Genomic DNA, 25,467 nt, shown 5'->3' with positions numbered 1-25,467 from the left:
GAACAGGAGATACTCGCTGTCATGATCCGATTCGGTCATCTCGACATCGACTACGACGATCGCGTGCTCACCCCGCGTACCTGGACCGCCCGTCAGTCCGAATGGGCGGCCGAGCTGTCGGCCGGCCTGCCGGACGGGCCGATGCTCGAGCTCTGCTCCGGCGCCGGCCAGATCGGCCTCCTCGCGGCCGCGATGGCCGGGCGCCCGCTGGTGTGCGTCGACGCGAACCCGGCCGCATGCGCGTTCAACCGGGCCAACGCCGACCGCGCCGGGCTCAGCCATCTGGTCGACGTACGCGAGGGCAGCATCGAGAACGCGCTCGCCCCGGACGAGCGCTACTGCCTGGTGATAGCCGATCCGCCGTGGGTCCCGACGGCGCAGGTCGAGCGTTACCCCGAGGACCCACGGACGGCCATCGACGGCGGGGCCGATGGGATGTTCGTCGCCGAGGCGTGCCTGACGGCGACCGCCCGGCACCTCTCCCCCGGCGGCTCGGCCGTCCTGCAGCTCGGCACGGCCGAGCAGGCCGATCGTCTGCCGGATATGGTCGAGGGCAGCGGTCTGACGATCCAGGAGGTCCGTGACTCACCGGGCGAAGGAGTGCTCGTCCACCTCACCCGGGCGGCGAGCATGGCCGGCGCGGACGCCGGGTACCGAACGGCCTGAGGGGAAGGTGGGTGGAGATGCTGCCGAAGTCGCGCGGCACGTTGAGTGCTGCTGTTTTCACCGCGCTGCAGAGCGGCGCGACCGAGAGCCTGGAGTCGGCTCCGGAGTCCGAGGAGGACGCGCAGATCGCGCTGTGGGCTCTCTACGAGCTCCACTACCGCGGTTTCGACGAAGTCGATCCCGACCTGGAGTGGGACCCGGACCTGCTGCGTGTGCGCCGTGGTCTGGAGAGGTCGTTCGAGGCCGAGCTGCGTCGGCGCTGGGAGCAGAGCCCCTTGCGTGAGGACAGCGAGCTGGGCCTGACCGACCTGGTCGACAAGCACGACAGCCCGTCGTTGGCACGGTTCGTGCAGCGCCGGGCGGATCGGGAGCAGGTGCTCGAGCTCCTGCAGCACCGCTCCCTTTACCACCTCAAGGAGACCGATCCCACCAGCTGGGTCGTCCCGCGCCTCGAGACCAGGCCCAAGGCCGCGCTGATGGAGATCCTGTTCGACGAGTACGGCGACGGCGACCCGAACCGGCTGCACCACCATCTGTTCCGCTGTGGCCTGGAGGCGGTCGGGCTGCGTTCAGAACACGCCTGCTACGTCGACGAGGCGCCTGTCGAGATCCTGGCGATGAACAACGCGCAGTCGCTGTTCGGGCTGCATCGTCGGCTGCGGGCGGCGGCCCTCGGCCACTTCGCCGCGTTCGAGATGACGAGCTCGGTGCCGTCACGGCAGCTCGCCCAAGGGTTGCGTCGCCTGGACTTCCCAGAGGAGATGGCTGCCTACTACGACGAGCACGTCGAGGCCGACGCCGCCCACGAGCAGGTCGCCGTGCGCGACGTCTGTGGAGCCTTCTTGGACGAGGAGCCGATCGAGCGCGACAATCTGCTCCTCGGCGCCTTCACCAGTCTCGACCTGGAGGCTCGGTACGCCCGGGCGATGCTCACCCGATGGGGTGTGTCATGACCGACTTCGAGCACGCTTCGATCGTGATGTGCCCTGCGGGGCCGATGCTGCTGCGCGGGAAGCACAAGGTCCAGGATGCCGACGGAAAGATCCACCACACGGTCAGGCCGGTCAGCGCCGTGTGCATGTGCGGTGGTTCGGCGATCAAACCGTGGTGTGACGGCACGCACCGCCTGCTGGCCGCGCGAGCACGCGACAGCGACGAGACCACCGACTGAGGGCCCCCAGGTGGTTCGGCTTCGTCGGGTCTCGGCGGAGGAGCCGGGGTGGACCCGCCGCCGGGCGGGCCGGGGTTTCGTGTATCTCGACGAGTCCGGCACCCGGTTGCCTGATGATGCGATCGAGCGCGTCCGCGCTCTCGCCATCCCGCCTGCCTGGGAGGACGTCTGGATCTGTCCCCGCGAGAACGGGCACCTCCAGGCCGTCGGGACCGACGAGGCCGGGCGCCGCCAGTATCTCTACCACCCCGACTGGCGCGCCAAGCGTGACCAGGAGAAGTTCGACCGGGTCCTGGAGCTCGGGGCCGTCCTGCCCCGCGTACGCCGGCGGACGGAACGGGACCTCGCCACCACCGGGATGAACCTCGACCGGGCATCCGCCCTCGCGCTGCGCCTGCTGGACCTGGGGTGCTTCCGGATCGGCAGCGACGCCTACGCCGACGACAACGGCGGCTTCGGCCTGACGACGCTGGGGCGTCGCCACGTGCGCAGACGAGGCGACTCGTACGTCTTCGACTTCACCGGTAAGTCCGGTGTCCACCACACCATCACCATCGACGACCCGCTCTCGGTGGAGGCGGTCGCCCAGCTGCGCCGCCGCCATGCCGGCTTCGAGGAGATCCTCGCCTATCAGCAGGGCCGGCGGTGGCAGCGGCTGACGCCGGCTCTGGTCAACGACTACATGCGCGAGGTGAGCGGCTTGGAGGTGTCGGCGAAGGACTTCCGCACGTGGCACGCCACCGTGCTAGCCGCACTCGCGCTGTCCGAGGACCCGGAAGCCGCGAAACGGGCCACCCCGACGGCCAAGTCGCGCCGCAAGCAGCAGGTCGCCGCGATCAAGGAGGTGGCGGAGTACCTCGGCAATACTCCCGCGGTGGCCCGCAGCTCCTACGTCGACCCGCGGGTGCTCGAGCTGCACGAGCAGGGGCGGACGATCCAGGTACGCAGAGGAGCGAGCGACGACCCGCAGGCGCGCCAAGCCGCGGCGGAGCGTGCGGTCCTGCGTCTGCTGGCGCAGGACCGCTGACTCCCCGTCGAGCCCCGGGTTCCGTCCTCAGTCGTGGGCGGCGCGTGCCGCGCCGGCCTCCGTGGACTCGCCGCTGGTCTGCAGCTGGCCACCCTGGTCCTCCAGGTGGGCGCGGACAAACCAGTGGAAGAGCTCGAGCTGCTCGACCTGGCCGATCAAGACGTCCTGGGTCACCACGTCGAGGTCCTCGAGGGCCTTGATCGCCTCCCGGTAGGAGACGATCACGCCCTGGTAGGTGACGTCGAGCGCGGCGAGATGCTCCTGAGTGGTGGCCCTGCCGATGCTGTAGTCGTTCCACGTACGCTCCTCGACGAGCGCACCCGGGGTGCCTCGCGGGGCACCCCCGAGGGTCGCGATGCGCTCGGCGAGAGCGTCGGCCATCCCGCGCACCGCTTCAACCTGGGGATCGAGCATCTGGTGCACGGCGATGAAGTGCGGGCCCACGACGTTCCAGTGCACATGCTTGAGGGTGAGCTGGAGGTCGTTGGCGGCGTGAAGGCGAGACTGCAGCAGGCCGATGATCGTCCGGGCAGCATCCTCGTCGAGGCCAGGGATCGTGTAGTGCAGCTTGTCGTTCGTCATGTCGAGATCGGTACCCCTGGCGACTCGATTAATGCCTGGACACGGGCGCGAATAAACTTGCCCCGTGTCCCCACTCCTCAGCTCGCCGTCACGCTTCTATCGGATCGTCGCCACCGCCGAGGCGGTGACCTGGGCCGGACTGCTCGGCGGCATGTTCCTGAAGTACGTCACCGAGACCACCGAGCTGGGGGTCAGCATCTTCGGCATGCTGCACGGGATCGTGTTCATCGCCTACTGCGTGACCACGACCGTGGTCGCGATCGACCAGCGATGGTCGACCGGTCGACTCATCGCTGGTCTCGCGTCCTCGATCCCACCGTTCCTCACCCTCTGGTTCGAGCGCCATGCGGCGCGCCGCGGCCTGCTCGCCCCGACGTGGCGACTGCTCGACGAGTCGCCGACCCGCCCGCTCGAGCGTCCGCTGGCCTGGCTGCTCCACAACCCGGTACGCGGCCTGGCCGCGGGCCTGGCGAGCGTCGCCGCGCTGACGGCCGTCGCGCTCGTCGTCGGGCCGCCGGTCGGCTGACCCTGGGAGCGCTCAGCTGTCGGCGTGCTGGTCCAGCTCCTCGCGTAGGGCCTGCTTGTCCTTGTCGCCGACCGGGATGTCCGCGTTGGCGGCTTGGCGGCGCATCTCGTCGCGGGTGATGTCCTGAGGCATCTCGCCGAGGTGCTCCTGCCGGCTCTTCAGGAAGGCCTTGCCCAGCTCGGCGCGACGCGTGTCGTCGAGTCGGTCGCGAAGACCCGGCAGCACGGTCTCCTCCTCCTCCTTGACGTGGTGGGTGACCGCGTCGACGACCTCGGACAGCTTGTTTTCGTATGCCGCGGAAAAGGGATCGCACTCGGAGAGCTCGCCGAGCAGACGATCAGCCAGCAGGTGCTCCTCCTGGCTGTGTGCGACGTCGTCCTTCTCACCCGCCTCGTCACGGGCGGCCGGGTAGACCTCGGCCTCCTCGGCACGACTGTGGGCGGCCAGCAGCGTCACCAGGACCGGGGTCAACCCGGCACGTACCTCCGGCTCGCGCTGAAGCTTCTCGAACAGACTCTCCACCTCCCGATGGTCCTGCATGATCAGGTCGGTCACGTCTTCGGACACGGCAGCTCTCCTCTGCGGTTGAAAGGGATCCAGCCCTGCACCGGTACCCCGGAAAGCGCATGCTCAGTCGACGTCTTCAACGACGACTTCATCCACGACGACGTGCACGGCCGCCTCTTCAGCCGACGCCCCGGCCCCGTCGATCCCCTCGTCGTGGCCGATGAGCTGACTCTCGTCGTCCTCGCCCATACCCATGTCGGGGCTGGTGAGCCGACCGGAACGGGCCTCCCCCACCTCTCCGGACACCGGGCCGTCCAGGATGTCGGCATCGGCTTCCGCCTCCGCGTCCTCCCAGACCTCAGGCTCCTCCTGAGCGAGGCGCTCATCGATGGTCTCGCCCTCGATCTCCTCTCGCGGCGTGACACCTTTCGCGGTGACGCCCCGGGGCCGCTCGGGCGGGGAGTAGCCCTCGTCCAGGACGTCGTCCACGCCGCGGTCGTCGAGGGTGTCCTCTGGCTGAAGCTGGTCTCCACTCATGGTCCGACCGGTACCCCCGACCGGCCCGGCGATGCTCCGAAACCAGCGTGACTTCAGGCAGGACCGCCTTCGCCGCTGTGAGCGGCGAGCAGATCGACGTCCACCTCCTCCTGACGCGAGATCTGCTCCGTCACGCGCTCCTGCTGCTCCTCGGTGAGGGTCACCCCGGCCTCCTGGAGCGCCTTGTCGAGCTCCTCCCGGATCGTTCCGTCGGGCGCGGTCTCCTGCCATGCGTTGACTCGCTCGATCACACCTCGAAGCGCCTGTACGCGGGCATCGTCCTGGTTCGTCTCAGTCATGTGCTCGCGGTACCCGGCCCGGCCTCGGTCATGCAGATTCTGTGACCGTCGCCCGTCGTGGCGAGAGTCGGGCAGCCACCGCCAGCGTGGCCAGGCCCCACAGACCCCAGCCCCCATAGACGAGGACGCCCAGCGCCGGCCCCTCCGGAGGCGAGTTGGTGAAGGTGGCGTTGACCCCACTCACCCCGAGCCCGATGAGTGCCAGGCCGCCGGCCGCAGCGGCATGGTGCGCCCAGCGGGGCGAAGGGCGGTCCCACCACCGCAGGGCGACGACCATCGCGGCAGAGCCCAGCAGCGCGAGGGCGACCGGGACGACGTACGCCGCGTCCACCTCGTGCCCGACGCCTCGGGGCGCCAACCAGCTGGAGCCCACTACCCAGGACGTCTTGATGGCCGGATAGGCCAGAGCGGCGAGAACGCCGACCAGCGCGACCCACCGCGGCGTATCGAGCGGGAGTCCGTCGTCGCCCTGCAGCGGATGGGACAGCCGCCACGTCGCCCAGAGCGTCACCACCGCACCGATGGAGACCACGAGGGCCAACCAGTCGACCGGAAGCGGGATCGCTCCCAGCGCTCGCATCACATGGAAGATGCCCGCGATCGCAGACGGCAGGAGGAACACCGTGGCCGCCACCGCGGCCGCGCGTCGATGCCTGACCGTGGCCGCGCAGACGAAGGCGAGCACAGCGCCGAGCACGGGAGTCCAGATCGGCGCGATGCGATCGACGTACGCGGACTGGCCGCTCACCAGCAGCACGAGTCCTGCCACCCCTGTCGCCGCCGCGGACCAGGCGGCCAAGCCGCGCGGCCCGGTCATCGTCAGAGTTGGAGAGCTGGTTGTGGTCATGGTCGACCTTTCTTGTGGCGGCGGTGATATGAGAAGGCGAGTGCGCCCAGAAGGGGCCCCCACAGTGCCAATGGCAGGTAGGTCAGTCCCACCAGCGTGTGTGCCGTCCCGGTCAGGTGTCCGTCGCCGTCGCTCCACCACCACAGCACCGCGAAGGGGACCCACAACGCGGTGAGGGCAACTGCGCCCGCGGCCGCCGAAATGACGACCGCGCGGGGCGGGATCCCCCGACCACCCAGCAGCGGCACCCACCGAGGCACCACCTCGCCCCACGGACGTACGAGACCGAGCGAAAGCAGGGAGAGCAGCTCGAGCAGCACGGTCAGCCCGATCAGGTACGCCGATCCGGCCCCTGGAGCGTCGAAGAGCTCTCGCGCCGAGGCCTCGCTGTAGCCGACCGGTAGACCGATCGCCAGAGCGACTCGCCACAGACCCGACGGCAGCGTGGTCAGCGAGGCGACGTGCGCCGCCCTGATCGCCCAGCGCGGGGGCGGAGCGGCACCATCAGGACTCTTCGCGGCATCCTTCAGGAACGACGTCCCGCTTTCGGTCGTCCTCATCATGGTGCCGTCCGGACGCTGGCTGCCCCGCTCGTCCGGGCCTCGGCGAGCTCCGCCTCGAGCTGCGTGATCTTTCCGGCGAGCTCCTCCATCGTCCGTCTCACCACGTCCAGCGGAACCAGCTCCGGGATGTGCTGGCGACAGTTCCAGTCCAGCGCCTCGACCTCGATCAGCATCGCCCGTTCCACCTTGGCCGGGTAGTCCGGTGGGGCGAGCGAGGCGACCAGCGCGGCATCGTCCTCGGGCTCGACGACACGCGCTCGCCCGAAGATCTTCATCCGGGCCCGGAGCCGGTAGTCGATGAGGAAGAGCGAGACCCGCTCGTCGTGGTCCAGGTTGCCCCGAGTGATGTACTGCCGGTTCCCGCGGAAGTCCGCGAACCCCAGGGTCCGTTCGTCGAGCACACGGAGGAATCCGGGCGGACCACCGCGGTGCTGGATATAGGGCCAGCCGGTCTCGCTGACCGACGAGATGAAGAAGCTGTCGCGGGAGTGGATGAAGTCCGCCTCGTCGGCGCCGAGACGATCGGGGCCGTCCCCGAAGGCAGCCATCCGCGCATAGGCCTCGGCGCTCCCGTGGGCGGCCTGATGACTGGTCACGAGGGGCGTGAACGCCACCTGCGCATAGTGCCCGGTCATGACTGGCGCACCAGGGCAGCCCGGGCCCGCTGGATCCGCGGCAGGACCAGGTACACGACGATCGGGACGGTGATGCCGGTCAGCACCAGGGTCTTCACCAGAGACGGGAGCGGCTCGAGCACGCCGCCCAGCACGAGGTCGAGCAGGGCCAGCGTCGGGAACACACCCAGCCAGATCATCAGCGCCTGCTGCATACGCGGAACCGGCGTGGTCATCGAAGTCTTCATGGCGTTCCTTTCTTCCGGGGGACGCGCGCGGCCGCGGCCAGTGGCCACGGCCGCGCGCTGAGGGACTACTACTCGGCGTGGCGTACGGCCGGGAAGTCGATCTCGGTGTGCGCGAGACGGTTGAAGATGTTGGTGAAGAAGTTGAGGGCCACGTTGGCCACCACCTCTGCGATCTCCTCGTCCGTCAGCCCGGCGGCACGGGCGGCCGCGAGCTCCGAGTCGTCGACGTCTCCGCGGTCCTTCACGATCGCGGCGGCAAGCGTCAGCGCGGCTGCCGCCGTCGGCTCAGCCGACTTGCCCGCCCTCGCGTCGCCGGCCTCGTCCGCCGACACACCCGCGACGTTCGTCGCCAGGTAGGTGTGGGCCGAGAGGCAGTAGTCGCAGCCGTTCTCCTGGGCGACCAGGATCGCGATCCGCTCACGAACCGATGCGGGCAGGACGCCCTCGCCAACGGCTGAGTTGAGCTGGACCCAGCCCTTGAGCGCGGAGGGGCTGTTGGCCAGGGCCTTGGCCATGTTGGGCGTGACACCCAGAGCGGCCTGTACGCCGGCCAGCAGGTCCTTGGCGGCGGGCTGTGCGGAGGTCGCGTCGATCAGGGGCAGTCGGTTCATCGTGTTCTTACCTTTCGGTGGGGCCAGATGTTCAGGCCATGGCTAATGGTTACGCACACTCTAATCGTTAGACATGGCCGAGCATTCCCGATTCCGCAAGAAACTTCTGCCGACCCCGTGCTGAGCACGGGTCGGCGGCCGCAGATCGGTGCGGACACGGGAACGCACGGCCGAACCGCAGCGCGAAGGTCGAGATCGTCACGAAGGACGCGAGGCGCTCGCTCCTCCGTCACGGCGTGAGGAGACGTCTCGGCGCGTCTGAGGCTGGCCGGGCGGAGGCACAACGCTCTGCCTGACCTGTTCAACCCGGTCACGCGGCGTGATCTGGCTCCCCGGATCGGACTCGAACCAACAACCCTTCGTTGTCTGCTCGGACTGCTTGGCCCGACCTGAACACGGTCGACCCTTGCTTCACATGCTCGAGCCGAGGAAGCCGTCGGCGAGCGCTTGCCTGTAGGAGCCGGGCAATGCTGAGACCCGGCGGGCGATGCTCGACGTCTCGATTGCAGTTCGCGGGCTCAATATGGTGGCGGTAAACCAGCCGGGTCGCGGCTTGCCGCAGGGCAGCGCCCTCAGAACTCGCTGCGCCGGCTGAGTCAGTCAAGGCTCGGCCGTACGCGACTCGCATGTTTCGGCCCCGACCGAGCAGGAGTCTGGCCCGAACGCCTACACCATCGGCTCTGGGACCTTCTCGAACCCGCTCACGATGACAGGATAATGACTCTTATCATGTCATCATGGATGAGACAGAGGATCCGGGTCATCCCGAGCCCGAACTCCCACACAGAGCCACGCGCACAGATGACGGCGTCATGATCAGGCCCTGACGCCCTCATCTGACAGGGATCAGGACTGCTCCCAGGTCACGCGCTCACTGCGGTTCCCCGTCGCCAAAAACTCAACCGCAGCCTCGGTCGCCGCTGCGACCCGCACCCGAAACCGAGCTTCGTACACACCCTCCTGGCCACCTGCCGTCACGACTACAACGCCTTGTGCGCCAGGGTCACCGACCAGTTGCCAAAACACCTCGTTGTCAGACGTGCAGTAGACCACCATGCCGCTGCTTGCTCCACCACCCACCGCCAGATGAGCCTCGCCACGATAGATGGTCACCAACGTCCGGGACGCGCCGTCCAACGCTTGTACGCACGCAGAGACCTCTTCACTTGACGGCCCTACGCTTTCGCTCTCCTCGTCGCCCTCATCCCAGGCAAGTACAACGTCACTCATGGGAACAGGATGAGGCTGCTGAGGGAACCCAGCCGATAGGAACGAATCCCGGGGCGAATCACCAACGGCGCCCGGTCGCCTGCTGGGTGCAGGTGATCATGCTCGAGTCTATTCAATACAGCCACGCACCCATCGAAGGCGTACTCCTGCGCCACCAAGACCGCCGACTTGGCCACACCAGTTGAGGTCTACCCCGCCTGGGCCGCGTCGAGCAGTGCCTGGACTGCCGGGCGCGCCGGGCGCGGGTAATCGTCGACCCGGATAAGCAACTGGCTCTGGCCGGCGGAAGCGTCCTGCTCCATGACCGCCAGCACGCCGCGTGCACGCTTCTTGGACTCAGGGTCCTCCCAAGCGTTCAACGCAATCCTGGCCCGGCGGACAGCGGTCTTGGCGTCCTCTAGCAAGGTGTATTCATCACCGGTTGGGAGCCGTTGCTTCGCCAGGTCGATCCCGGTCCTGAACCCAACATCGACCAGTTTGGCCCGCGCGAAGTCATTGCCCTCAAATCGGTTGACTGGGCTGCCGGTGACATCGACGTCCTCGGGGCGAGGAGTGCCGTTGAAGACCACCTTGTCCAGCCGGCCAGAGAACGTGCAGCCGACCAACTCGACAGCGAAGCAGACCCAGTGCTCGATGTTCGCCTTGTCGAATGAGCAGTCGATGAACCGGGCATAGCCGCCCGGCCCCATTCGAATTCTTGCTCCGTCGAAGCTGCAGCCGACGTACTCCGAGACGCTGCGACCAGCGCCAAATGACCCCGACTCGATGACCGTCCTGTCGAAACGGCATTGCTCGAACCTCGACCCTTCAGCAGAGAACTGCGTCAGGTGTCGGCCTGAGAAATCGGCTCCCACGAGCTGCTGACGCGAGAGCACCATGCGGTCGTCGTCAGAAATCTGCGTGTAGCCAGTTCGGCGTGCGCGAAAGTCCATGTCAGCAGGTCGGGAGAACGTAGGTACAGATCGTGACGTCAGCGTAGCCGGGTCGCGCGAGATGCGAGCCGACCTGTCCGGGCGTCGTCAATTCGAGCATCTCACCGGTGGTGGTGTCAACGAAATCCGGCCCGCGCGTACGGTAGATGAAGCGCCCTGGATACGCCTGCTCCAGTGCCTCCGCCGTGTTCCGGTGAACCGCCTGGCCGAGCATCCGAGCCGTCAACGAGGGTTCGGCCTCCATCGCAGCCCTCTCAGCCGCAGAGAGCGACCCCTTCAGCGCCTCCTCGCCACGTCCAGCCTGAACACGCGCCGTCCCCTGGATGATCTCCTGTGCCGACGGCCCTGTGCTTGTGGCGGCTCCGGTTCTTGTGAGTTTTGACGTACCGGTGGCTATGGCCTTGGTTCCTCCGGCGCCGCCGCCGGCGAAGAGTGTGATCATGGCGAACAGGACTTCGCCAGCAAAGTACTTGTCGCTGGTGGTGTCGACGTCCAGCGTGTCGTTGACGGTGTTTCGGGCGTAGTCGGTGATGCCTAGCACGTTGTACAGCCCTGCAAACGGGGTCAATTCTGTGACCTCGATCGCTGCGTTCGCTGCGCCACCGACGACGTCTCCGTTGTCCCCAGAGAGTTCTACGGGGTCGCCATAGTTCATGCATCCTGGAGCGGTCGGCTGGTTGTCGCATCCGTACTTTGTGCCGCCGCTCCCGCCGTCGTCGTCGGCCCCGCTGGCGGACGGCTGGTTGACGCGGGAGTCGAGGTCGGGGCGTTCGTTGCCGTTGGCGTCGATTGGCCGGTGGCCATCAAGGTCGATCATCCCGACGGGGTTGCCGCCCGCGTAGGCGTACCGGTTGGCGCCCCAAGGGTCGGTGCCGAGGGCGAGGTCGTCGAGGGCGCCGTTGTAGTGGTCGCGGGTGAGGTAGCGGTTGATGCCTGGGTTGTAGTCACGGAACCCGATGTCGTAGGTTCCAAAGCCACCGTGGATCCGTTTCCCTGAGAATCTGTAGGGGTTGACTACCTCGGTGTCTGCGGCCAGCCGGTCGGTCTCGGAGGATGCTGTTGAGTAGGCGTCTTCGCCGGTGGTGCCCTTCTTGTCCGGCAGCCCGTAGGCGGTGTACCGGTAGGTCGAGGCGGTGGTCCCGTCCGTGCCGGTGAGGGTCTCGACGTCACCGTGGGGGTTGGTGCCGTAGTACTGGGTCTTGTTTGAAGTCCCGTTGACAGGGGTGTCGGTCAGCTGCAGTTTGGAGCCGTCGGGACCGTAGGCGTAGGTCTTCGCAACGTCCCATGCCCCGAGGGTGTTCTTCTCCTCATCGACCGCGACCTGGTCACTGGTGCCGAGGTAGGTGAACCGCAGCGACTTGGTGGGCTTCCCGGTGATCGCGGTGGTCTGGGTCGTGGTGCGGTCGAAGGGGTCGAAAGTCTGGGTCTTGGTGAGCGGCGCCCGCGGTGTTGTAGCGCTGTTCGCGGGTGGTGCGGTCGAACCCGTCGTAGGCGTACCGCTCGAGCACGGTGTTGGACTGGTCGACCGAGGCCATTCGGCCGTAGACGTCATAGCGGCTGGTCACCGTGGCTGCGGTGCCGACCTTGGTGGTCGTGAGCCGGTTGCGGTCGTAGGTGAAGGTCGTGGTCGTGGTGCCGATGGTTTGGTCGATGACGTTGCCGGCGGCGTCGTACTTGTAGGTCTCGTTCTCGCCGTTGTCGGCGCCGGCCTTGGTGACCGAGGCGACCTGGCCTGTGGGGGTGTATCCGAAGGTGGAGCGTTGGTCGATGGTTCCGGTGGGGCCCGGTTGGTCGAGTTTGGCCAGGTCGTAGGTCTTTTGGCCGTCGGCGTCGTAGTCGAGGGTGTGGGCGGCGACGAGTTGTTTGCCGCCGTCGGCGTTCCTGCGTTCGTCGGTGGTGCGGAGGAGTCGGTCTTCGTAGAAGGAGTAGCCGACCTTGTTGCCGTTGGGTTTGGTCAGGGAGGTGGTCAGGCCGCGGGAGTCGTATTCGTAGGTGTAGGTCGAGTTCGCGGTGGTGGGGGTGGTGCCGGTGCGGACGGTGGCGACCATGTCGCGGACGTCGTAGGTGTAGGCGGTGTAGCGCGACGCGTCGAGGTTGCCGGTGGTCTGGTTGGGGTCGGCGGGTCGTTGGGCGTGGGTGCTGGTGATGTTGGAGTTCAGGTCGTAGGTGTAGGTGGTGGAGCGGCGCTCGGTGGTGCCGATGAGTTCGCGGGCGGTCGCGGCGCGGCCGAGGCCGTCGTAGCTGGTCTCGTAGGCGTCGGTCTTCGCGGCGGGGGTGCGGTCTTCGACCCGGGTGGTGAGTCCGTTGCGGTCGTAGGCGTAGGTGTAGTCCTTCGTCGGCGCCGGCGCGGTGGGGAGGAGCTGGATGTCGTCGGCGATGACGACGCCGTCGGCGGAGGGTTTGAGGACGATGTTCTTCGTGGTGGCGCCGGTGAACTGGTAGGTCCCGAGGGAGACCCATTTCTGTCCGGCGGTGCAGGTGCGCTGGTTGGCGGTGGCGGTGCTGGTGCCGCCTGCGTGGTTGATGGTGTAGGTGGCTGCGGTGGAGGTGTCGGTGCGGACCGGGCAGGAGATCCGGACGTTGTAGGTGTCGGTGTTGTCGGGGGTGACCTTCCAGGTGAAGGTGTCGCTGGCGCCGGCTGATCCGGGTGCGGCGGCGGCGTGGGTGCGGTAGTTGGCCCCGTAGGTGTTGGTGCCGCCTGTGACGGTGGCCCAGGTGCCGGTGGAGGAGGTGATCCAGCCGTGGGCGTTGTCGTAGTTGCCGATCAGCTGGGCTGCGCCGCCCTCGGAGCGGGACTTGAGGGATCCGTCGGGGTAGTAGGTGTTGGTCTGGGTGCGGGTGGTCTCGTCATCGCCAGGGTTGCCGGCGGCTTTGAACGCGCGTTCGGTCTGCTTCCCGAGCTCGTTGTAGGCGTAGGTGGTGGTCAGCTGGAACGGGTCGACCGAGGTCTTGATCTCACCTGAGGGGTAGTGGTGTCCGCGGGCACCGTGCCGACCAGCTTCAACGCGCCGTTGCGGGCGTACTCGGTGGTGAAGTCCTCCCCCACCGGCGTCGTGCACGCGGCCTGCGGCAGGGACACGCAGCCGCGGAAGATCTGGTACTCGGCCACATCATCGCCCTGGGCGTAGGTGGTCTCCACCGCCTGGGACCATGACAGCTCCGGGCCATCGGCGTGCACCGTGGTGGGGACGTCCTGGGTCGGACCGGGTTTCCCCAGCACGATGACCAGCTGCGGGCGGGTGTCGCTCTCGGTGCCGTTGGCGAACGGGGCATCTGAGGAGTGGTAGTTCGGGCCGCCCAAGGGTGCGGTGGCTCGGTCCTCGTTCTCGGCCTTGACCAAGACGCCGTAGTTCGTGGCCGGTGAGTCGATCCACTTCTGCACCATCGACCCCAGCCCGTAGGTCTGCCAGGCGTCATACTGAGTCGCGCCCTTGGTCGCGGTCGCATACTCCATCCACCGGATCGCATCGGCCATCGGCGTCGTCGCCGGCGCACCCGTACCGCTCTGGCGGATCAACCGGACCCGTGCGGTCGCGCCCGGGGAGAAGTGCTGCGCCTTCGACAACGACTTGTACAAGCCCCCCTGGGTCTGGTTCACCGTCGTCGACACCGTCGGAGGCTGATCACCGGTCACCTCATAGGTCGGGCTCCCCTGCCCAGTCCGAGGGGGCACCCGTGCGTCGACATCGAACGAGCCCGCCCACGGCAGCCGTGCGTTCCAGTCGAAGGTGTCCGGAGTGGTCCCCGAGGTCGGCGAGGAGTAGCTCTGACCCCAAGACGAAACATCATGGATCTCCTTCCACGGCCCCGTGAACGACGTCGCCCCAGCATCACCGTCATCGACGGTGAACCAGTTGTAATGCAACGGCTCCGAGACCCGTGGAGGCGTCTCGTCATGACCGTCGGTCCCCATGTTCGCCCAGGTCGCGGTCGCCTCGTCCCACTCCTTCGCGATCGGGTAGGCATTCATCTTGACCGGAGACCCCTGGTTGGTGTGCGGCGCCGACATGTACAACCGCAACTGAGCCCCGTACACCGTCGAACCCGCCGGGATCGCCGTAGTATCGAACTGGAACAACCCCCGCCACAGACCACCGTTGGCCACCCCGACCGGAATCGTCGGGTCCGCCGGCCGCGCAAGAGTGTCGCCCGAATAGATCGCGGCGTCCTTCCCGTCAGTCGCGTCCGGGGCGTACACGATCGTGGGGTCGACCCGGACCGGGAAGCGACGGCCCTTCGTCTGCAGCCAATCGGCGTCCGGGGTGATCGTCACCGTCGTGGTGCCATCAGCGGTCTGCCCCAGGACCTGCGAGACCGCATCTGATCGTTCATCGGATCCATCCGTCATGTACGGCGCCGGCAACACCAGCCGCGGCCGCTTCGCCTTCTCGCTCGTGAACAGCCCGATCGCCCCACCCGTGGCTTCCCCGGTCTTCTTGACGCCTTCCGCGAGTGGCTTGGCGACCAAACCCTTGGTGTCCAAGGTGAAGGTGAACCCGTCCGCGGGGGCCGCGGTCGCGTTGGGGAGAACGATGTCCTCCTTCAACACCCCCGCGCCCACCGAGTAGTCCAGGTCAGCATCACCGAAGACGTCAGCGACCGTGACCCGAGAGCCCTTCGCCTTCGGCGCGAGCTTCTTGTCCTCACCCACAGCGCCAAGGCCAACTGCCCATCCATCGCCGCTCAGCGAGGCCAGGTCATGGCGGGACTCGCCGAACCGGGTCGAGAAGACGTTGGCATCGTTCTCAAAGGCTGTCGCGCCAGTCCCGGGCTCGACGGCGGGCTCGATCGGGTGCCACTTGTCCTTCGAGCTCGTCCGGTAATGCAGCGGCGACGTCGACAACACCATCTGCGTGGTGCCATCCGACATCAGATACGACGCCGAAGACTCACTACGCTTACCCGTCAGCTCACGGACCCGATACGGCTGCCCAGACCCCCGCTTGCCAGCCTTGCGACGATCAGCCTGCCCAGCCGCCCGCAGCGACGCCGCCGTACGCGACGACTTCGCAGCCACCGCCGGACGTGGCGCCGCCAGGGTCTTCGAAGACTGGGCCGGGGCCGCTGACGCACTGTCAGCCAGACCGACGTCGGTCGACACGACCGATCCCATCGAAACACCAACAGCGATGACGACCATCGGCACGAACCGACGAGCCCAGTAATGCTTCACAGCAGCCTCCGGGGGCGAAGCGACACGACCCGATGCCGTGAAGCCAACCCCAAAGAGATATCCCCTCGGGCACGGCCGCACAGGAGCAACCCGGAAAACATTCACGAAAAACGGAGATTCACGGCGCGCCAGCCTTGCATTTGTTCCACCAGGCGGACTCGTCCCCGTGGCAACCAATCGAGCCCAGCACGGCAGGGAAGCAGGGAATCCACGTTGCGGTGGGCGCAGATTGATCTGGCCGGAGAGTACAGTTCCGGCGACCCACCGAAACCGCTACATGGCAGGCTGGAGTCCAGAGCCAGGCAGTACAGATGGCTCAAGAGCCGTCTTGCGCCACGCCCGACCTGCAGCCCGCCGTCGACCAACAGGCGTAGTGCGTCAGTGCCAGGTTCGCGGGACAAGTGGCTATTCGAGGGCGCCGATCAGATCGACCGCACGTGTGGCGACGTCATCGATGCGTGCTTGGTCGGCCAGACAGACCCGCAGGCATGACGCGGCGACAGTCGCCTCGATGGTCTGGTTGATCCGGTGCCCGTCAGAGCGCATGCCGATCACGACCTCGACCAACTGGAGCAGCAACGTGCCTAGCAGGTTGCTGTCCGGAGTCATCGCCGCGTTCGGATGAGTTGCAGCTACCTGTGTTCCCAGTCGTGCGTATGCGGCCTTGAGCTCGTCACGTGCCGCACCGAACGGCCCGAAGACCTCTTTACGTTGCACCTCCGGGAGCCGGGCGAGCACACCGGCGTTGCGTGGTGCTCTGGCAAGGGTGCGTACGTCGAGCACGACCAGCACATACAACAGCACCCCGGGTGCGGCACCGGTCTCGGCACCCAAGAACTCGATCTTCTCGATCCGGTCCAGCGTGGGCCGGATCGAGCGCTGGAGCAGGTCGCCAAGGATCTCCTCCTTGCCCGATGGAAAGTGATAGTAGATCGAGGCCTGCCTGATCCCGACCGCCTCTGCGATGTCCCGGGTCGAGGTCGCAGCGAAGCCCCGCTCCACGAACAGACCAGCGGCGACGTCGAGGATCTCCTCCCGCGGCGCTATCCACGACCGCTGCCCGCCGACCATCTGGGGCAAGACTCGTGGCCGACCTGCTCGACGGGAGATCAGCTCGCCCCGTCGAATGGTCGAATTCTCTGCGCTCTCGGTCGCGTTGATCATGCCCGTGACGCTAGGTCTGGGTGGGCTCACGCCGAAAGAATGTTGCGAAATGTTGCGTGCGCGAATGTATTGACGCACCCTGAAACGCACCCCGAGGATGAAGGAGATCGAGCAACAGATCACAACCAACCAGACAGGCGGGAAGACCATGCAGCTAACGTTCATCGGCAAGGATCCGGAATCGAACCCGACCGGGTCGCCGACGATCTACCGCACGGAGACGGGATCATGGGTTGTCCAGGGCTGGGTCGTCGACGACGCCGACGCACTCACCCAGATGACCATCCCCGAGGGCGAGACCTGCGTCGAGATCCCCGACAGAATGCTTCAGTTCTTTGGACAGGGAGACAGTGGCTTCGATAACCGATGACGAGTTCGACGACCTGCTTCGCAACTTCGTCGACAGTTCCGTCCACTTGGAGACCCGCGACGCCTACGGCACCGCGATAGAGCTGCCCTACATGGCGAAGTGGGCCGCCGGCGAGCACGACGACCTCTCCTGGCTCAACGACTGGTGCACCACCCTCAAGGGACACACCAACGCCGGCAAGACCGTACGTCGCGCCCGGATCGTGTCTGAGCCATTGAGCGACTATCAGCGCTGGTCCTACAGCATCGCCCAGCCGATGGTCGACGCCGGCGAGGACATCCGCTGGGTTCCCCGCCGCGCCGTCTCGTCGGTCGCGATCCCGGGCAACGACTTCTACCTGTTCGACAACCAGCTGGTGGTCTTCCTCAGCTACGCCGGAAACGGACTCGGCGTCGAGAAGGTCATCTCCACCGACCAGCACGACATCCAGCTGTGCCGCACAGCATTCGAGGACGTCTGGAAGTACGCCATCCCTCACCGTGACTACCAACCTGTCTAGCTCAGCAGCCAAACAAGCTCGGCAAGCACTCGGCCAACGGCTACGCGACATCCGCAAGGACGCGGGCCTCACCGCCCGAGCGCTTGCCGAGCTGACCACCCAGCACTACACCCGGATCAGCAAGATCGAGAACGGCGTCCAGTCCCCCACCGACCAAGACATCCGCGACTGGTGCTCCGCCTGTGGCGCCGAGGACCAGACGGCCGATCTGATCGCGACGCTCCGCGCAGTGGAGACGGCCTACCTCGAGTACCGACGCCAAAGCCGCGCTGGCATGAAACGGGTCCTGGGAGCACACACGCTCAGCCGCTATGACCAGACCACGGTGTTCCGCATCTACGAGCACAACGTCATCCCTGGACTCTTCCAGACCCCGAGCTACGCAGCCGCGATGTTGGAGTTCTGGATCGGCTTCCTCGACACCCCCAACGACGTCGACGATGCCGTCGCCATCCGCATCCAACGGCAGAAGGTCCTCAACGACCCTCGCAAACGCTTCTCAGTGCTGATCGAGGAACAAGCACTACGCACCTGGTTCGGTACCGCCGAGACTCAAGCCGACCAGCTCGAGCACCTCATCGAGACCAGTACCCAGCCCAACGTATCCCTCGGCGTCATCCCTCTCATGACCGAACGCCAAGCCGTTGCCTCAGCAGGCTTCTGGATTTTCGACGACACCCTCGTCGCTCTCGAGACCCCCACCGCCAGCATCGAGGTCACCCAGCCTCAAGAGATCCATCTCTACACACGCATGTTCAACGTCCTCATGAACAGTGCCACGCACGGCTCCGACGCACGCGACCTCATCCGCGCAGCAATCCCATCGCGAACATGACTCGAGTCCTGGTTCAGGACACTCAGCGATGAAGGCGCCCCTTCTGCCGCGCTCCGCTCAAAGTGCGGCGCTGGTACGCCATCGACAGCACCCCCTGTAAACAGCGAACTCCGCCTGTCCTGTTTGACCAGGTCAGGCGGAGCTATCTGGCTCCCGAGTTGGACTCGAACCAACAACCCTCTGCTGTCTGCTTGGGGGGCTTCGTCAAGGCCCATGTTGCTCCCGGCACAGCGCGTCCTGTCTTGCTCGATTCCAGGGCCGACGGACCCAAATTTCTCGGTGACAGCACGCGCGGTGATGGCGGGTCGTCGACGCAGAGACAAGACTGGGGGTGTGCACCACATCTCTCGAGATCGCTGCAGCATCCGTCGTCGCGGGGCATTGCGAGTTGCCGTCCGATGAGGTGGCGGCGTGTGCGGGCCCTTCCGGGCCTGCTGGCCGATGCCCCGGCGTACGTTCTCGTGCTCGTCGGGCTGATCGTCACGGTTCTGGGTGTCAATCTCCTGACCCGACCGCTCAGCGCGCTGGAGGTCCTCGGCTACTACGTCGGCGCCAGCTGCGTGCTGTCCGGGCTAGGCGATGTGGTCGGTTGGCGGCAAGGCAATCGCGACCGGATCGTTCTGGTGCGAGGGGTCGCCTGGGCGGTCGCGGGTCTGGCGATCGTGGTCTGGATCGGCCGAAGCATCGAGCTGCTGGGCCCGTCCGTCGCGGTGCTCCTGATCGTGTCGGGGGCAGGTTCGGTGCTGTCGCTCCTGTGGACCCGGACCAGTGCGGGGGTGCTTCGCGCTCTGTTCGGCGTCTCGGAGATCGCTTGGGGCGTGATGGCCCTGTGGTGGCCAGACGTGACCCTCTTGGTCATCGCCGTGTTGTTCGGCGTCCGCACAGCGGCTTTCGGGGTCGCCCTGGTGTGGCACGGAGCCCGAGGGGACGCTCCGGCACGGCGCCAGGCTCGGCGGTGGCTCCCGGGTGTGCGCTTGACCAGCGCTGTTCTGATCGCGGCGGTCGCCGTCGCCGGCCTCGTGCTCAGTGACCAGTTCCGTAGCGGCGTACCGGTCGTGGACGACTTCTACGACGTCCCGGACCGGGTCCCGGCGGAGGCCGGTCGGCTGGTGCGGAGCGAGCCGTACGACGGTGACCTGCCCGCGGGCTTGAAGGCGTATCGGATTCTGTACACCACGACCGCGACCGACGGCTCGCCGGCGATGGCGAGCGGGGTGCTGGCCGTGCCCGACGAGCCGTCCGGCACTTCCGCTCGTGAGCCGACCCCTCTGGTCGCGTGGGCCCACGGCACCGTCGGCGTCGCCCGAGCGTGCGCCCCCAGCCTCGGCCGGGACGCGATCAGCACCGAGGGGATGCCGGCGATGAGTGCCTTCGCCGAGCACGGGTGGGCGATGGTGGCGACCGACTACAGCGGGATGGGCGCGGATGGTGATTTCCCCTACTTGATCGGCCCCGGTGAGGCGTACTCCGTCCTCGACTCCGTGCGGGCTGCGCGCGAGGTACCCGGAGTCCAGCTGGCCGAGCAGACCGTCGTCTGGGGGCATTCCCAGGGCGGCCACGCAGCCTTGTGGGCGGGCCAGCTCGCCTCGTCGTACGCCCCCGACGCGGGGGTCGTGGGAACTGCCGCGCTCTCGCCGGCGGCCGACCCTCTCGGCCTTGCCGAAGTGGTCACCGAGGACCCGGGGGTTCCCGGGGCCAGCCTGGGCATCGCATTCGTGGCCGACGCCTACGCGAGGACCTACGACGTCGGTCTCGATACGTTGGTCGCGCCCTCGGCACGGACCATCGTCCGCGAGGCCGCCTCCCGGTGCACCAGCCAAGCAGGCACCCTGTTCACCATCCTCGCCGGCCTCGCGATCGCTCGCGACCAACCCATCCTGCGCGAACCGCCCGGCCGAGGACCGCTGGCCGACCGACTCTCCGAGAACGTGCCGACGGGGCCGTGGTCGGCTCCCCTGTTCGTGGCCCAGGGGACCGCCGACGAAGTGATCCCCATACGCCTGACCCGGGCCTGGGTCCTCCGGACCTGCGCAAGCGGCGCGAACCTGTCGTTCACGACGTACGAGGCAGGCACGCACATGAGCGTGCTGGAGCCCGAAGCACCGTTGTCGAGAGACCTCGAGCTGTGGACCCTCGACCGGTTCGCCGGTGTGCCCGCTGCCCCCAGCTGCTCGGCGCCGGTGGGCTGATGGGGGTGCTCGCCGCTTGCTCGGGTGTCCTCGTCTGGGGAGGGCTGCTGCTCTGGTCACTGAAGCGGGACCCCCGCTCTCTGCGCAACGGGTTCCTGCTCCTCGTGTTCGTCCACTACCTACTGGGCCTCCTCGTCTACGTCGCCTCCACGTCGACGATGTTGGCGACAGCGATGGGCATCGTCACCCTCGTGGTCGGTCTCGTCATCGCTCTCGGCCTCCTGGCGCTACCGCTGCTGCTGGTCGCCGACGGGATTCTGATGATGCGCCGGGAGAGACGGTCGCTCGCCAACACGCTGGCCCTGCTGACCGGGCTGGCCATGCTGCTCCTTCCCATCGTTCTCGTCGCGCTGCTTCGCCACGAGAACCCGGTGACCAGCAGCGTGGCCGTGGCCCTGCTCACCGCCCAGGTCTGCGCCGGCGCCTGCTTCCTCGCCTTCGTCGCCCACACAGCTCTCTACGCCCAGATCGCGCGACGCGCCAGCGCCCATGCCGTCATCGTGCTGGGTAGCGGATTGGTGAGAGGAGGGGTCTCTCCTCTGCTCGCAGCCCGACTCGAGTACGCCGTCGACGCCGCCACGCAACGCGAGGGGCCCGATGGCATGCCGGTGATCGTTCCCAGTGGCGGCCAAGGACCGGACGAGCCACGTCCCGAGGGCCAGGCCATGCGTGACTGGCTACGCCAACGCGGAGTCGCGGCCGACGACATCCTGGTCGAGGATCGTGCGCGCACCACACGGGAGAACCTGCTCTACAGCGCCCAACTGCTGGAGCGGCACGGCCAACCGACGCCATACCTCATCGTGACCAACAACTACCACGCTCCCCGAGCGGCGATGCTGGCTCGCCGACTCGGCATCGACGCTCAAGCGATCGGCGCACGGACAGCCTGGTATTACTGGCCCAGCGCATACCTTCGTGAGTTCGTCGCCGTGATGGTGGAGCACCGGGCTCTTATCGGCCTTGCCGCGGCGGCCGTCGTCGTCATGACTGTGTTGACGTGGCTGTCCTTGGCCACACGGTGACCCTCGACGGCGCGTCCGCCCGCGTCGACCTCAAGGGTGACAAGGGATGACCAAGCCACTGGACCGGGTAAAACGAAGAACTCCGCCTGTCCTGTTTGACCAGGTCAGGCGGAGTAGTTTGGCTCCCCAAGTTGGACTCGAACCAACAACCCTCCGTTTCGGAAGGCCGCCGACAGCGCTTGACGCACGTGGACGGACGAACGGCCGCTCTCACCTGCCCGAACGTCGAAAGCGGCACCCATTGTCAACCAATGTCGTACCGCCAAAGCGGGAGAAAGGCGGGATACGCGCTAGATCCGGTCGAATGCTTCGACAGTCCTGTCGGCTGCGACTTCGGAGACTGACCCGCGCTCCGCGCAGCCGGCGACTATAGGCCGTGTTCGTCGTTAGTGTTCTCCTGTGACCTTCACGCCCCTGCACCAGGCAGTCGGAGCCCAGCCGGGCCCGATCACCTCGGAGATGCTCAACGAGGTTGTCGCCCGGGCCGTCGAGGAGGACGACAACCTCGATTTCAAGCGAGCTCTACCCGAGCAGAAGACACTCGCGCAGTCGGACCTGGCGAAGGACATCGCAGCGTTTGCGAACAGCGGCGGTGGAGTCCTCGTCTTCGGAATGGCCGAAGACAGCCGGAGGGCGACTGGGCGTGTCGATGTCGGTGAGGTCAGTGAGTCCTACGAGAGAACGCTGCGCAGCGTCGCGGTCAGCCACATCCACCCGCCAGTGTTTGGGCTCGAGCTCAGCGAGGTCGGCGGGGACGGCGAGCGCGCCCTGGTCGTGGTCGTGCCGGCCAGTCTCGATGGCCCACACCTGATCTACCGCAACGACTACTTCGGGGCGCCGATCCGGAACCATGCCGATACGGTCTGGATGCGTGAGCGACAGCTCGAGCAGATGTACCGCGCTCGATTCGAGGCGCGGGACCGTGCGGCGCAGACGATCGACGACCTCTATGGCGAAGCAGCTGACGGCCGTTCACCCAGCGACAGAGCATGGCTTTTCGCAGTAGCTGCACCGCGCGTACCGCGTGCTGGCATGCGGCCCGACCAGGCAGCCATCAAGTCGGTGGTCGACGCCGCCATGGCCACGGCCCGAAGTGTCGACGACAACTGGGTCCACCCGTTCAAGTCAGTCGACTACCTCAACCCACGCCGGGGCATGCGCCGGTGGGTTCTACGCAACGCGAAGACATCCGAGCGCTCACAGTGGTGCGAAGCCTGGGTGTCCATCCTCGACACCGGCGCGGTCACCATTGCCATGGCCGTGGGCGGCTACCCCAACTTCTCCAACGGCAACCCCGTGCCCGGGAGTGAGGTCTACTCGAAGACGATCGAGTGCTGCGTGCTGGACCTGCTGTCGCTGATCCACGCCATGGGTGACCACCTCGGCGCACCGGCTGAGTACGACCTCCGACTCGGGATCGAGTGGGCCGGCTCCGATTCTCTCCTCATCACAACCGTTGACCAGAGCAACTTCAGGTTCACCGACAACTCCATCCCGCTCGCGAGATACACGCCGCTGCGCACAAGCATCCGCTCAGACTTTGCCGGCGACGACCTCCAGCGGCAGATGTACGAAATCGCACTCGACGCCGTCAACCAAGGCGGGGTCCAGTACCCCAGACTGATTTCCAGCCCTGACGTCGAGTAGCGCCCGCAGACACCGGCTCGCCGCGTGGTCGCATTCCTCGCTGCCTAGGCCGAAATGTGGTTCGACCCGACGCGCCCGGTGACCTCTGACAGGGAAGCACTTCAAGGTCGCTCTGGACCTTCATCAACTCAGATTGGGCCCCTCGGCTAATGCCCCAGTCAGACCCCGCGTCCACTGCCGCCCATGCGAGTCCCAGAACGTCACACCGACGTTTGCCCAGATGGGCAACAGGACTCCGGCTTCCTCGAGGGTGACCTCAAGATCCACCGACGCACCGGCTGCGATCGACCAAGGCCAACTGTCGATTCGAACTACGTGGAGACGTCTCCGACTCCAGAGGCCTTCGTCCTTTGAGTGAGCAACATAATGAGAGCGTTATGTCGGGGGCGTCCAGGTCGCGCCACGTACGCTGCGGCGAGTGACCTCGTGGTTCTGCGACTGTTGGACAGCCCTGACGAGCCCCTCGCTATTGCGCGAGGGGGGGCGCCACACCGCCAAAGAGGACGGCGCCCACGCGCGGGCACCATCCAAACACCGAACGTGGCCATCGCGGGTCGGCTACCTGGATCGGGGATGTCTGCCCACGTACGCGAGCGATTGCCAGTAGCGTGCAGGCTCGTGATCGCTCGAGAGGTAAGACCTTGATCCAGGCCCCCAACGACTAGTCGATGTCCATAGACCAATTGCTACCCGTGGTGGTCGGCGCCATCATCGCGCTCGCCGGCTCCCTTGTGGTCCAACTCCTCCTCGTCCCGCAGGTCGAGAACCGCCGCCGACATGACGAGCGCTGGGAACAAGCCGTCCTAGATCTTGGTCACGCGTTGGTCTTCGACGAGAGCGCATCCACCTTGCGGCATGCACTCCAAGCCACCTACGAAGCCGTGCAGTCACCGGATGGCACGGCTCTGAGCCGCGAACAGATAGCAGACCGACTCACGCCCGAGCAGATCAGCGATCTAAAGGAAGCGCTCCAAGCATTCGGCGAGTCTCTGACGCGTTTCCGTTGGCTTGCCGATCGAGTGATGTTCCGACCTTCAACTGAACCACGCATGCAAGATACGCGCATCTACATTCTCAAGCACTTGGGCCATTCCCTGCGTCTTGTCGGAATTACTCAGCACGCTCTCGCAGTAAGGATGGAAGCGAGAGCTCAGATTTCGCTGCCCGGCTACGCCGAATCCTTTCAGGACGTCGTTGCTCCGGAGCAGGTGTACTCGGTGAACGGCGTCAAAGACGCCTACGCGTCACTGTCCGAGAGTCGTGCAAGTCTTGTCAGATCACTTGAAGACATGGCCAACACAGAACCTCCACGCAGAATTGGTCCTATCCGGATCATTCTGCATCGCGTGGACCGGTCTCTCCGCGCGAGGCGCCACGAGCAGGACAACACCTAGCTTGAACGGGTGTACGTGCGGCCCCCAGCCGACTTGGCCCTAGCCAGAGCCGGGAACCTACTGACGACACATGACCTCTCACGAGCCGGCCCGCGGCTGACTCGTACCCTCGCCAGGGTCGAACTGGACCAGAGTGCTAGACACGTCGACCGGAAAGTCGGTTGAGAGGTCGGCACGCTTCGGATTCAGGACGGCAGCACGCGCACAGGCGTGCAAGTCGTTCAGCGGCACCACCCACGGCGTTTCGTGCCATTCTGGCGTGTACGGAACTGCGCCGGGCAACTCGCTCTGAAGCGTCCACATGACGTGGTTGAGCTTGTGCGCCGCCTCGATCGTGGCGCGATCACCGATGAGCATCAGCCGCTCGAAGAGTGCGGAGCGGTCCTCTTCGAGCGTCCGGAGCTTTGACGCGGCTGCACCAAAATCGTCGCTTGCTGGATCGTGCTTCCCAACGTCCTCCGTCTGGCGCAGGATCCGCTTGGCGACCTCGGCGTAGTCGGCGTAGAGGTCGACTCGGCGCTGCTCCCATCTGGCAGCCGCTTCATTGCGATGCCGACGGCGCTCGGTCGCAGTAGCTGCGAGGTACGACATCGCGGCACCAACGACTACTGCCCCAAGAGTGACGAACTGCTGCGTAAGTTCCACGGCGCAATCGTGGCAGCGTCGCCCGCTACGCATGTCGAAGTCGACGAAATCACATTGGCTACGAGGCCGGAGACGGGCTGCCGATGCCTGGCGGCTCAGGGGTTCGGAACCCGCGGAGCCTCTCGGCGGCGATCGCCTTGTCCCGCTCAGCGTTCGCGCCGGCGTC

General features: G+C 66.6%; 27 protein-coding genes and 1 pseudogene. 12 read left to right on the top strand and 16 right to left on the bottom strand.

The window, feature by feature from the left end; genetic code table 11:
• The first annotated feature begins 21 nt into the window (after positions 1 to 21).
• The 4 genes from H5T77_RS00320 to H5T77_RS00305 are packed head-to-tail and all read left to right on the top strand — an operon-like array spanning position 22 to position 2,864.
• Positions 22 to 666, top strand: coding sequence for a methyltransferase (locus H5T77_RS00320; protein WP_292643805.1), 645 nt, complete (start codon positions 22 to 24; stop codon positions 664 to 666).
• A gap of 17 nt (positions 667 to 683) precedes the next feature.
• On the top strand, positions 684 to 1,619 hold the full coding sequence (locus tag H5T77_RS00315; RefSeq protein WP_292643803.1) for an iron-containing redox enzyme family protein: 936 nt from the start codon (positions 684 to 686) through the stop codon (positions 1,617 to 1,619).
• The gene (locus tag H5T77_RS00310; protein ID WP_292643801.1) at positions 1,616 to 1,837 is read left to right on the top strand and encodes a CDGSH iron-sulfur domain-containing protein; all 222 of its coding nucleotides are present in this window, start codon (positions 1,616 to 1,618) and stop codon (positions 1,835 to 1,837) included. Before H5T77_RS00315 ends, H5T77_RS00310 begins: the two co-directional genes overlap by 4 nt.
• 10 nt (positions 1,838 to 1,847) lie before the next feature.
• Entirely contained in the window at positions 1,848 to 2,864 is a 1,017-nt protein-coding gene (locus H5T77_RS00305) for a DNA topoisomerase IB (protein WP_292643799.1), read from the top strand.
• A gap of 27 nt (positions 2,865 to 2,891) precedes the next feature.
• Here the strand turns inward: H5T77_RS00305 and H5T77_RS00300 are convergent, their stop codons facing one another.
• Positions 2,892 to 3,446 carry a Dps family protein gene (locus H5T77_RS00300; RefSeq protein ID WP_292643797.1) on the bottom strand — a complete coding sequence of 185 codons (555 nt, stop codon included), beginning with the start codon at positions 3,444 to 3,446 and terminating at the stop codon, positions 2,892 to 2,894.
• 64 nt (positions 3,447 to 3,510) lie between these two features.
• Here H5T77_RS00300 and H5T77_RS00295 point away from each other — a divergent pair, with 64 nt between their 5' ends.
• The gene (locus H5T77_RS00295) at positions 3,511 to 3,972 is read left to right on the top strand and encodes a DUF3817 domain-containing protein (protein ID WP_292643795.1); all 462 of its coding nucleotides are present in this window, start codon (positions 3,511 to 3,513) and stop codon (positions 3,970 to 3,972) included.
• A gap of 12 nt (positions 3,973 to 3,984) precedes the next feature.
• Here H5T77_RS00295 and H5T77_RS00290 read toward each other — a convergent pair whose 3' ends face one another.
• The 14 genes and pseudogenes from H5T77_RS00290 to H5T77_RS00230 all read right to left on the bottom strand — a co-directional run bounded on the left by H5T77_RS00290 (position 3,985) and on the right by H5T77_RS00230 (position 16,604).
• Positions 3,985 to 4,539 carry a hemerythrin domain-containing protein gene (locus H5T77_RS00290; protein ID WP_292643793.1) on the bottom strand — a complete coding sequence of 185 codons (555 nt, stop codon included), beginning with the start codon at positions 4,537 to 4,539 and terminating at the stop codon, positions 3,985 to 3,987.
• A 63-nt stretch (positions 4,540 to 4,602) separates the two neighbouring features.
• Positions 4,603 to 5,016 carry a DUF5709 domain-containing protein gene (locus tag H5T77_RS00285; RefSeq protein WP_292643792.1) on the bottom strand — a complete coding sequence of 138 codons (414 nt, stop codon included), beginning with the start codon at positions 5,014 to 5,016 and terminating at the stop codon, positions 4,603 to 4,605.
• 53 nt (positions 5,017 to 5,069) lie between these two features.
• Positions 5,070 to 5,315: a hypothetical protein gene (locus H5T77_RS00280; RefSeq protein ID WP_292643790.1), complete on the bottom strand. Its 246-nt coding sequence runs from the start codon at positions 5,313 to 5,315 to the stop codon at positions 5,070 to 5,072.
• A 28-nt stretch (positions 5,316 to 5,343) separates the two neighbouring features.
• Positions 5,344 to 6,162 (bottom strand): hypothetical protein, encoded by an 819-nt coding sequence (locus tag H5T77_RS00275; RefSeq protein WP_292643789.1) that lies wholly within the window; start codon positions 6,160 to 6,162, stop codon positions 5,344 to 5,346.
• Entirely contained in the window at positions 6,159 to 6,722 is a 564-nt protein-coding gene (locus H5T77_RS00270) for a hypothetical protein (protein WP_292643787.1), read from the bottom strand. The genes H5T77_RS00275 and H5T77_RS00270 overlap by 4 nt, the downstream gene beginning before the upstream one ends.
• Positions 6,722 to 7,360, bottom strand: coding sequence for a pyridoxamine 5'-phosphate oxidase family protein (locus tag H5T77_RS00265; protein WP_292643785.1), 639 nt, complete (start codon positions 7,358 to 7,360; stop codon positions 6,722 to 6,724). Before H5T77_RS00265 ends, H5T77_RS00270 begins: the two co-directional genes overlap by 1 nt.
• Positions 7,357 to 7,587: a putative antibiotic biosynthesis monooxygenase gene (locus H5T77_RS00260; protein WP_292643783.1), complete on the bottom strand. Its 231-nt coding sequence runs from the start codon at positions 7,585 to 7,587 to the stop codon at positions 7,357 to 7,359. The genes H5T77_RS00265 and H5T77_RS00260 overlap by 4 nt, the downstream gene beginning before the upstream one ends.
• 68 nt (positions 7,588 to 7,655) lie before the next feature.
• A complete protein-coding gene (locus H5T77_RS00255; RefSeq protein WP_292643781.1) occupies positions 7,656 to 8,198 on the bottom strand; it encodes a carboxymuconolactone decarboxylase family protein in 543 nt (180 codons plus the stop codon).
• Between the two features lie 846 nt (positions 8,199 to 9,044).
• Positions 9,045 to 9,428, bottom strand: coding sequence for an Imm1 family immunity protein (locus H5T77_RS00250; protein ID WP_292643780.1), 384 nt, complete (start codon positions 9,426 to 9,428; stop codon positions 9,045 to 9,047).
• A gap of 188 nt (positions 9,429 to 9,616) precedes the next feature.
• Positions 9,617 to 10,360 (bottom strand): hypothetical protein, encoded by a 744-nt coding sequence (locus tag H5T77_RS00245; RefSeq protein ID WP_292643778.1) that lies wholly within the window; start codon positions 10,358 to 10,360, stop codon positions 9,617 to 9,619.
• A gap of 1 nt (position 10,361) precedes the next feature.
• Entirely contained in the window at positions 10,362 to 11,912 is a 1,551-nt protein-coding gene (locus H5T77_RS00240; protein WP_292643776.1) for an RHS repeat-associated core domain-containing protein, read from the bottom strand.
• A gap of 817 nt (positions 11,913 to 12,729) precedes the next feature.
• Positions 12,730 to 13,125 (bottom strand): annotated as a pseudogene (locus H5T77_RS25745) (golvesin C-terminal-like domain-containing protein); the annotation flags it as partial.
• A gap of 158 nt (positions 13,126 to 13,283) precedes the next feature.
• Complete coding sequence (locus tag H5T77_RS00235) at positions 13,284 to 15,011, bottom strand: DNRLRE domain-containing protein (RefSeq protein ID WP_292643774.1); 1,728 nt, start codon at positions 15,009 to 15,011, stop codon at positions 13,284 to 13,286.
• Positions 15,012 to 15,938: 927 nt separating this feature from the next.
• The gene (locus tag H5T77_RS00230) at positions 15,939 to 16,604 is read right to left on the bottom strand and encodes a TetR/AcrR family transcriptional regulator (protein WP_292643994.1); all 666 of its coding nucleotides are present in this window, start codon (positions 16,602 to 16,604) and stop codon (positions 15,939 to 15,941) included.
• A gap of 190 nt (positions 16,605 to 16,794) precedes the next feature.
• On the opposite strand from H5T77_RS00230, the gene H5T77_RS00225 reads away from it, so the two are divergent.
• From H5T77_RS00225 to H5T77_RS00195, 7 genes are all read left to right on the top strand, one after another.
• Entirely contained in the window at positions 16,795 to 17,067 is a 273-nt protein-coding gene (locus H5T77_RS00225) for a hypothetical protein (protein ID WP_292643772.1), read from the top strand.
• Complete coding sequence (locus tag H5T77_RS00220; RefSeq protein WP_292643770.1) at positions 17,048 to 17,566, top strand: DUF6879 family protein; 519 nt, start codon at positions 17,048 to 17,050, stop codon at positions 17,564 to 17,566. The genes H5T77_RS00225 and H5T77_RS00220 overlap by 20 nt, the downstream gene beginning before the upstream one ends.
• The gene (locus tag H5T77_RS00215) at positions 17,547 to 18,401 is read left to right on the top strand and encodes a helix-turn-helix domain-containing protein (protein WP_292643768.1); all 855 of its coding nucleotides are present in this window, start codon (positions 17,547 to 17,549) and stop codon (positions 18,399 to 18,401) included. The genes H5T77_RS00220 and H5T77_RS00215 overlap by 20 nt, the downstream gene beginning before the upstream one ends.
• Positions 18,402 to 18,814: 413 nt before the next feature.
• The gene (locus H5T77_RS00210) at positions 18,815 to 20,590 is read left to right on the top strand and encodes a lipase family protein (RefSeq protein WP_292643766.1); all 1,776 of its coding nucleotides are present in this window, start codon (positions 18,815 to 18,817) and stop codon (positions 20,588 to 20,590) included.
• A complete protein-coding gene (locus H5T77_RS00205; RefSeq protein ID WP_292643765.1) occupies positions 20,590 to 21,615 on the top strand; it encodes a YdcF family protein in 1,026 nt (341 codons plus the stop codon). The genes H5T77_RS00210 and H5T77_RS00205 overlap by 1 nt, the downstream gene beginning before the upstream one ends.
• A 459-nt stretch (positions 21,616 to 22,074) precedes the next feature.
• The gene (locus H5T77_RS00200; RefSeq protein WP_292643992.1) at positions 22,075 to 23,262 is read left to right on the top strand and encodes an AlbA family DNA-binding domain-containing protein; all 1,188 of its coding nucleotides are present in this window, start codon (positions 22,075 to 22,077) and stop codon (positions 23,260 to 23,262) included.
• 668 nt (positions 23,263 to 23,930) lie between these two features.
• Positions 23,931 to 24,656, top strand: a complete 726-nt coding sequence (locus H5T77_RS00195) for a hypothetical protein (RefSeq protein ID WP_292643764.1) — start codon at positions 23,931 to 23,933, stop codon at positions 24,654 to 24,656.
• Positions 24,657 to 24,734: 78 nt separating this feature from the next.
• Here H5T77_RS00195 and H5T77_RS00190 read toward each other — a convergent pair whose 3' ends face one another.
• Positions 24,735 to 25,301 carry a hypothetical protein gene (locus tag H5T77_RS00190; RefSeq protein WP_292643763.1) on the bottom strand — a complete coding sequence of 189 codons (567 nt, stop codon included), beginning with the start codon at positions 25,299 to 25,301 and terminating at the stop codon, positions 24,735 to 24,737.
• Positions 25,302 to 25,467 lie beyond the last annotated feature (166 nt).

It is taken from the genome of Nocardioides sp. (assembly GCF_014360585.1).
GTDB lineage: Bacteria > Actinomycetota > Actinomycetes > Propionibacteriales > Nocardioidaceae > Nocardioides.
This window is presented reverse-complemented; position numbering and strand designations above follow the sequence as displayed.

Excerpts from the sequence above, each read along its gene's own strand:
- H5T77_RS00320 (WP_292643805.1), top strand. The coding sequence starts at position 22 with ATGATCCGATTCGGTCATCTCGACATCGACTACGACGATCGCGTGCTC.
- H5T77_RS00315 (WP_292643803.1), top strand. The coding sequence starts at position 684 with ATGCTGCCGAAGTCGCGCGGCACGTTGAGTGCTGCTGTTTTCACCGCG.
- H5T77_RS00310 (WP_292643801.1), top strand. The coding sequence starts at position 1,616 with ATGACCGACTTCGAGCACGCTTCGATCGTGATGTGCCCTGCGGGGCCG.
- H5T77_RS00300 (WP_292643797.1), bottom strand. The coding sequence starts at position 3,446 with ATGACGAACGACAAGCTGCACTACACGATCCCTGGCCTCGACGAGGAT.
- H5T77_RS00285 (WP_292643792.1), bottom strand. The coding sequence starts at position 5,016 with ATGAGTGGAGACCAGCTTCAGCCAGAGGACACCCTCGACGACCGCGGC.
- H5T77_RS00280 (WP_292643790.1), bottom strand. The coding sequence starts at position 5,315 with ATGACTGAGACGAACCAGGACGATGCCCGCGTACAGGCGCTTCGAGGT.
- H5T77_RS00275 (WP_292643789.1), bottom strand. The coding sequence starts at position 6,162 with ATGACCACAACCAGCTCTCCAACTCTGACGATGACCGGGCCGCGCGGC.
- H5T77_RS00270 (WP_292643787.1), bottom strand. The coding sequence starts at position 6,722 with ATGAGGACGACCGAAAGCGGGACGTCGTTCCTGAAGGATGCCGCGAAG.
- H5T77_RS00265 (WP_292643785.1), bottom strand. The coding sequence starts at position 7,360 with ATGACCGGGCACTATGCGCAGGTGGCGTTCACGCCCCTCGTGACCAGT.
- H5T77_RS00260 (WP_292643783.1), bottom strand. The coding sequence starts at position 7,587 with ATGAAGACTTCGATGACCACGCCGGTTCCGCGTATGCAGCAGGCGCTG.
- H5T77_RS00255 (WP_292643781.1), bottom strand. The coding sequence starts at position 8,198 with ATGAACCGACTGCCCCTGATCGACGCGACCTCCGCACAGCCCGCCGCC.
- H5T77_RS00250 (WP_292643780.1), bottom strand. The coding sequence starts at position 9,428 with ATGAGTGACGTTGTACTTGCCTGGGATGAGGGCGACGAGGAGAGCGAA.
- H5T77_RS00245 (WP_292643778.1), bottom strand. The coding sequence starts at position 10,360 with ATGGACTTTCGCGCACGCCGAACTGGCTACACGCAGATTTCTGACGAC.
- H5T77_RS00240 (WP_292643776.1), bottom strand. The coding sequence starts at position 11,912 with ATGACGTCTACGGCCGAATGGCCTCGGTCGACCAGTCCAACACCGTGC.
- H5T77_RS00230 (WP_292643994.1), bottom strand. The coding sequence starts at position 16,604 with ATGGTCGGCGGGCAGCGGTCGTGGATAGCGCCGCGGGAGGAGATCCTC.
- H5T77_RS00225 (WP_292643772.1), top strand. The coding sequence starts at position 16,795 with ATGAAGGAGATCGAGCAACAGATCACAACCAACCAGACAGGCGGGAAG.
- H5T77_RS00205 (WP_292643765.1), top strand. The coding sequence starts at position 20,590 with ATGGGGGTGCTCGCCGCTTGCTCGGGTGTCCTCGTCTGGGGAGGGCTG.
- H5T77_RS00200 (WP_292643992.1), top strand. The coding sequence starts at position 22,075 with ATGCTCAACGAGGTTGTCGCCCGGGCCGTCGAGGAGGACGACAACCTC.
- H5T77_RS00195 (WP_292643764.1), top strand. The coding sequence starts at position 23,931 with ATGTCCATAGACCAATTGCTACCCGTGGTGGTCGGCGCCATCATCGCG.